Source organism: Streptomyces sp. SID5785 (assembly GCF_009870065.1).
Classification (GTDB): domain Bacteria; phylum Actinomycetota; class Actinomycetes; order Streptomycetales; family Streptomycetaceae; genus Streptomyces.
Window position 1 is genome coordinate 1 of the sequence record NZ_WWIA01000970.1, and the last position, 4,425, is coordinate 4,425.

Sequence of the window (4,425 nt, forward strand, 5' to 3'; positions counted from 1 at the left end):
GCGGGCGAGTTCGAGCGGCCGGTGATCCTCTTCTCCGGCGGCAAGGACTCGATCGTCATGCTGCACCTGGCGCTGAAGGCGTTCGCCCCGGCGGCGATCCCCTTCTCGCTGCTGCACGTGGACACGGGCCACAACTTCCCCGAGGTCCTCGCCTACCGCGACCGTGCGGTGGCCCGGCACGGGCTGCGGCTGCACGTCGCGTCCGTGCAGGACTACATCGACCGCGGCGTGCTCAAGGAGCGTCCCGACGGTCTGCGCAACCCGCTCCAGACGACGCCGCTCACCGAGCGGATCGCCGCGGAGAAGTTCGACGCCGTCTTCGGCGGCGGCCGCCGGGACGAGGAGAAGGCCCGCGCCAAGGAGCGCGTGTTCTCGCTGCGCGACGAGTTCTCGCAGTGGGACCCGCGCCGCCAGCGCCCCGAGCTGTGGCAGCTCTACAACGGCCGGCACGCCCCCGGCGAGCACGTCCGCGTCTTCCCGCTGTCCAACTGGACCGAGCTGGACGTGTGGCAGTACATCGCCCGCGAGAACATCGAGCTCCCCGCGATCTACTACGCGCACGAGCGCCCGGTGTTCCGGCGCAACGGCATGTGGCTGACCGCCGGCGAGTGGGGCGGCCCGAAGGACACCGAGCCCGTCGAGACGCGCCAGGTGCGCTACCGCACGGTCGGCGACATGTCCTGCACCGGCGCCGTCGAATCCGACGCGACGACGATCGAGAAGGTCATCACCGAGATCGCCGCGTCCCGGCTCACCGAGCGGGGCGCCACCCGCGCCGACGACAAGATGTCCGAGGCCGCGATGGAAGACCGCAAGCGCGAAGGGTACTTCTAGACATGAGCACCACACCCGTCTCCGCCGCCGAGGAGCTGGCCGGCCTGTCGGCCACCACCCTGCTGCGCTTCGCCACCGCCGGCTCCGTCGACGACGGCAAGTCCACCCTGGTCGGGCGGCTCCTGCACGACTCCAAGTCGGTCCTCGCCGACCAGCTGGAGGCCGTCGAGCACGCGTCGCGTTCGCGCGGCGCCGCCGAGCCGGACCTCGCGCTGCTCACCGACGGCCTGCGCGCGGAGCGCGAGCAGGGCATCACCATCGACGTCGCCTACCGCTACTTCGCCACGCCCCGGCGCCGCTTCATCCTCGCGGACACCCCGGGCCACGTGCAGTACACGCGCAACATGGTCACCGGTGCCTCCACCGCCGACCTCGCCGTCGTCCTCGTCGACGCGCGCAACGGCGTCATCGAGCAGACGCGCCGGCACGCCGCCGTGGCCGCCCTGCTCCGCGTCCCGCACGTCGTGCTCGCGGTCAACAAGATGGACCTGGTCGACTACGCGGAGCCCGTGTTCGCGGCGATCGCCGAGGAGTTCACCGCGTACGCCTCCGACCTGGGCGTCCCGGAGATCACCGCGATCCCCATCTCGGCCCTGGCCGGCGACAACGTCGTGGAGCCGTCCGCCCACATGGACTGGTACGGCGGCCCCACCGTCCTCGAGCACCTGGAGACGGTGCCGGTCAGCCACGACCTCACGAGCTGCCACGCGCGACTGCCCGTGCAGTACGTGATCCGGCCGCAGACCGCCGAGCACCCCGACTACCGCGGCTACGCGGGCCAGATCGCCGCGGGCACCTTCCGCGTCGGCGAGTCCGTGACCGTGCTGCCCTCGGGCGCGACCTCGAAGATCGCCGGGATCGACCTCCTCGGCACGCCGGTCGACGTGGCGTGGACCCCGCAGTCGGTCACCCTGCTGCTCGAGGACGACATCGACATCTCGCGCGGCGACCTGATCGTGCCGAGCGACGACGCCCCCGCCACGTCGCAGGACGTCGAGGCCACCGTGTGCCACGTCGCGGACACGCCGCTCACCGTGGGACAGCGGGTGCTGCTCAAGCACACCACCCGCACGGTCAAGGCGATCGTCAAGGAGATCCCGTCGCGGCTCACCCTCGACGACCTCTCCCAGCACCCGGACCCCGGGCAGCTCGTCGCCAACGACATCGGCCGCGTCAAGGTCCGCATCGCGGAGCCGATCGCGCTCGACTCCTACGCCGCCTCCCGGCGCACCGGCTCGTTCCTGCTGATCGACCCGTCGGACGGTACGACGCTGGCCGCGGGCATGGCCGGCGAGGCCTTCGCCGCGGCCGACACCGCCGCCCCGGCCGCGGACGCGGACGACGAGGGCTGGGACTTCTGACCGCCATGAACCCGACTCTCTTCGACTACTACGGGACGTTCGCCAAGGAGGGCGGCCGCATCGGCAGCGGCGCCCTCGGCAGCGGACAGGGCGGGGTGGCGCGATGTGCGCGCTGACGTACGCGCACTGCCTGCGCGCCCTCACCCCCCGCACCCCGCACCGCGCTCGACGGAAACGAAGACCTGCCGACCTCCCGGCCACACGCTGACCGTGTGACCGCCGGGCCAACGAGAGGAACCCCTCCCGTGCCTGCCATCCGATCGTCCTTCGCACGACGCTCGCTGCTCGCCGTCACCGCCCTGCCGCTCCTCGCGCTCACCGCGACGGCCTGCGGCTACGGCTCCGAGTCCGACAGCTCCCAGGAGAACGTCTCGGCCAAGGGCAAGGCCCTGTCCGCCGACACCGTCAAGATCGGCTACTTCGGGAACCTGACCCACGGCACCGCGCTCGTCGGCCGCCAGCAGGGCATCCTGCAGAAGGAGCTGAAGGGCACGCAGGCGAAGTACGCGACCTTCAACGCGGGCCCCGCCGAGATCGAGGCGCTGAACGCCGGATCGATCGACATCGGCTGGATCGGCCCGTCGCCCGCCATCAACGGCTACACCAAGTCGCAGAGCAAGTCCCTGCGGATCATCGGTGGTTCGGCGTCCGGCGGCGTCAAGCTCGTCGTGAACCCGAAGAAGATCAAGTCCCTCGACGACGTCAAGGGCAAGAAGATCGCCACGCCCCAGCTCGGCAACACCCAGGACGTCGCGTTCCTGAACTGGATCGCCGAGAAGGGCTGGAAGGTCGACGCCAACTCGGGCAAGGGCGACGTCTCCGTGGTCCGCACCGACAACAAGATCACCCCGGACGCCTACAAGTCCGGTTCGATCGACGGCGCGTGGGTGCCGGAGCCGACCGCGTCGAAGCTGGTCGCGGAGGGCGGCAAGGCGATCCTCGACGAGGCCGACCTGTGGCCGGACAAGAAGTTCGTGATCACGAACATCATCGTGTCGCAGAAGTTCCTGAAGGCGCACCCGGACGTCGTCGAGGCGGTGCTGCGCGGGTCCGTGAAGACCAACAAGTGGATCAACGCGAACCGGGACGAGGCGAAGGCCGCGGCCAACAAGCAGCTGGAGCACGACTCGGGCAAGGCGCTGCCCGCCGAGATCATCGACCCGGCGTGGAAGTCCATCACGTTCACCGACGACCCGCTGGCCTCGACCCTCGACACGGAGGCGGCGCACGCGGTGAAGGCCGGTCTCCTGGAGAAGCCGGACCTGGCCGGGATCTACGACCTGAGGCCGCTCGACAAGGTCCTCGCGGCCGAGGGCGGCGGCAAGGTCGACGACGCCGGTCTCGGCGTCAAGTAACCGACAGCGCAGCCGAGTCAGCATCGATCCCCAGGAGGTGACGACCATGGCGACGACTCTCGCCAGTGCGGCGGACGCCGCAGCCGCGACGACGGGCGGCAAGGCGGCCCGCATCGAGCACGTCTCGAAGTCCTTCGCCACACCGGCGGGGCCCCAGCTCGTCCTCGACGACATCAGCCTCGATGTCGCGCCGGGCGAGTTCGTCACGCTCCTGGGGGCCTCCGGCTGTGGCAAGTCCACCCTGCTCAACCTGGCCGCGGGGCTCGACGCCCCGTCGGCCGGCTCCATCGCGACGGACGGGCGGCCCGCCCTGATGTTCCAGGAGCACGCTCTGTTCCCGTGGCTGACCGCGGGCAAGAACATCGAGCTCGCCCTGAAGCTGCGGGGCGTCGCGAAGAACGACCGGCGCACGCGCGCCGAGGAACTGCTCGAACTCGTCCGCCTCCAGGGCGCGTACGGCAAGCGCGTGCACGAGCTGTCGGGCGGCATGCGCCAGCGGGTGGCGCTCGCCCGGGCCCTCGCGCAGGACGCGCGGCTGCTCCTGATGGACGAGCCGTTCGCGGCGCTCGACGCGATCACCCGGGACGTGCTGCACGGCGAGCTGACCCGGATCTGGGAGGAGACCAACCTCTCGGTCCTGTTCGTCACGCACAACGTGCGCGAGGCGGTGCGGCTCGCGCAGCGGGTCGTGCTGCTGTCCTCGCGGCCCGGCCGGATCGCCCGCGAGTGGACCGTGGACATTCCGCAGCCGCGGCGCATCGAGGACCCCGAGGTCGCCGAGCTCTCCGTCGAGATCACCGAACAACTGCGTGGGGAGATCCGCCGCCATGGCAAGGACTGAAGCGACGGCCACCGCCCCGGACCTGGCGGGCCCG

At 71.0% G+C, this 4,425-nt stretch carries 4 protein-coding genes; all 4 read left to right on the top strand.

The annotated features are described in order from the left end of the window. Positions 1-834, top strand: an 834-nt coding sequence (gene cysD, locus GTW43_RS31600) for a sulfate adenylyltransferase subunit CysD (RefSeq protein WP_161305408.1), incomplete at its 5' end; no start/stop codon positions are given. Between the two features lie 2 nt (positions 835-836). Continuing rightward, positions 837-2,195 (top strand): GTP-binding protein, encoded by a 1,359-nt coding sequence (locus tag GTW43_RS31605; RefSeq protein ID WP_161305409.1) that lies wholly within the window; start codon positions 837-839, stop codon positions 2,193-2,195. A gap of 245 nt (positions 2,196-2,440) precedes the next feature. Continuing rightward, the gene (locus GTW43_RS31615) at positions 2,441-3,550 is read left to right on the top strand and encodes an aliphatic sulfonate ABC transporter substrate-binding protein (protein WP_161305411.1); all 1,110 of its coding nucleotides are present in this window, start codon (positions 2,441-2,443) and stop codon (positions 3,548-3,550) included. 46 nt (positions 3,551-3,596) lie between these two features. Further along, on the top strand, positions 3,597-4,391 hold the full coding sequence (locus tag GTW43_RS31620; RefSeq protein WP_161305412.1) for an ABC transporter ATP-binding protein: 795 nt from the start codon (positions 3,597-3,599) through the stop codon (positions 4,389-4,391). Positions 4,392-4,425: the final 34 nt, after the last annotated feature.

Bases quoted from the DNA above. Each gene is read 5' to 3' on its own strand.
- GTW43_RS31605 (WP_161305409.1), top strand. From the start codon at position 837: ATGAGCACCACACCCGTCTCCGCCGCCGAGGAGCTGGCCGGCCTGTCG.
- GTW43_RS31620 (WP_161305412.1), top strand. From the start codon at position 3,597: ATGGCGACGACTCTCGCCAGTGCGGCGGACGCCGCAGCCGCGACGACG.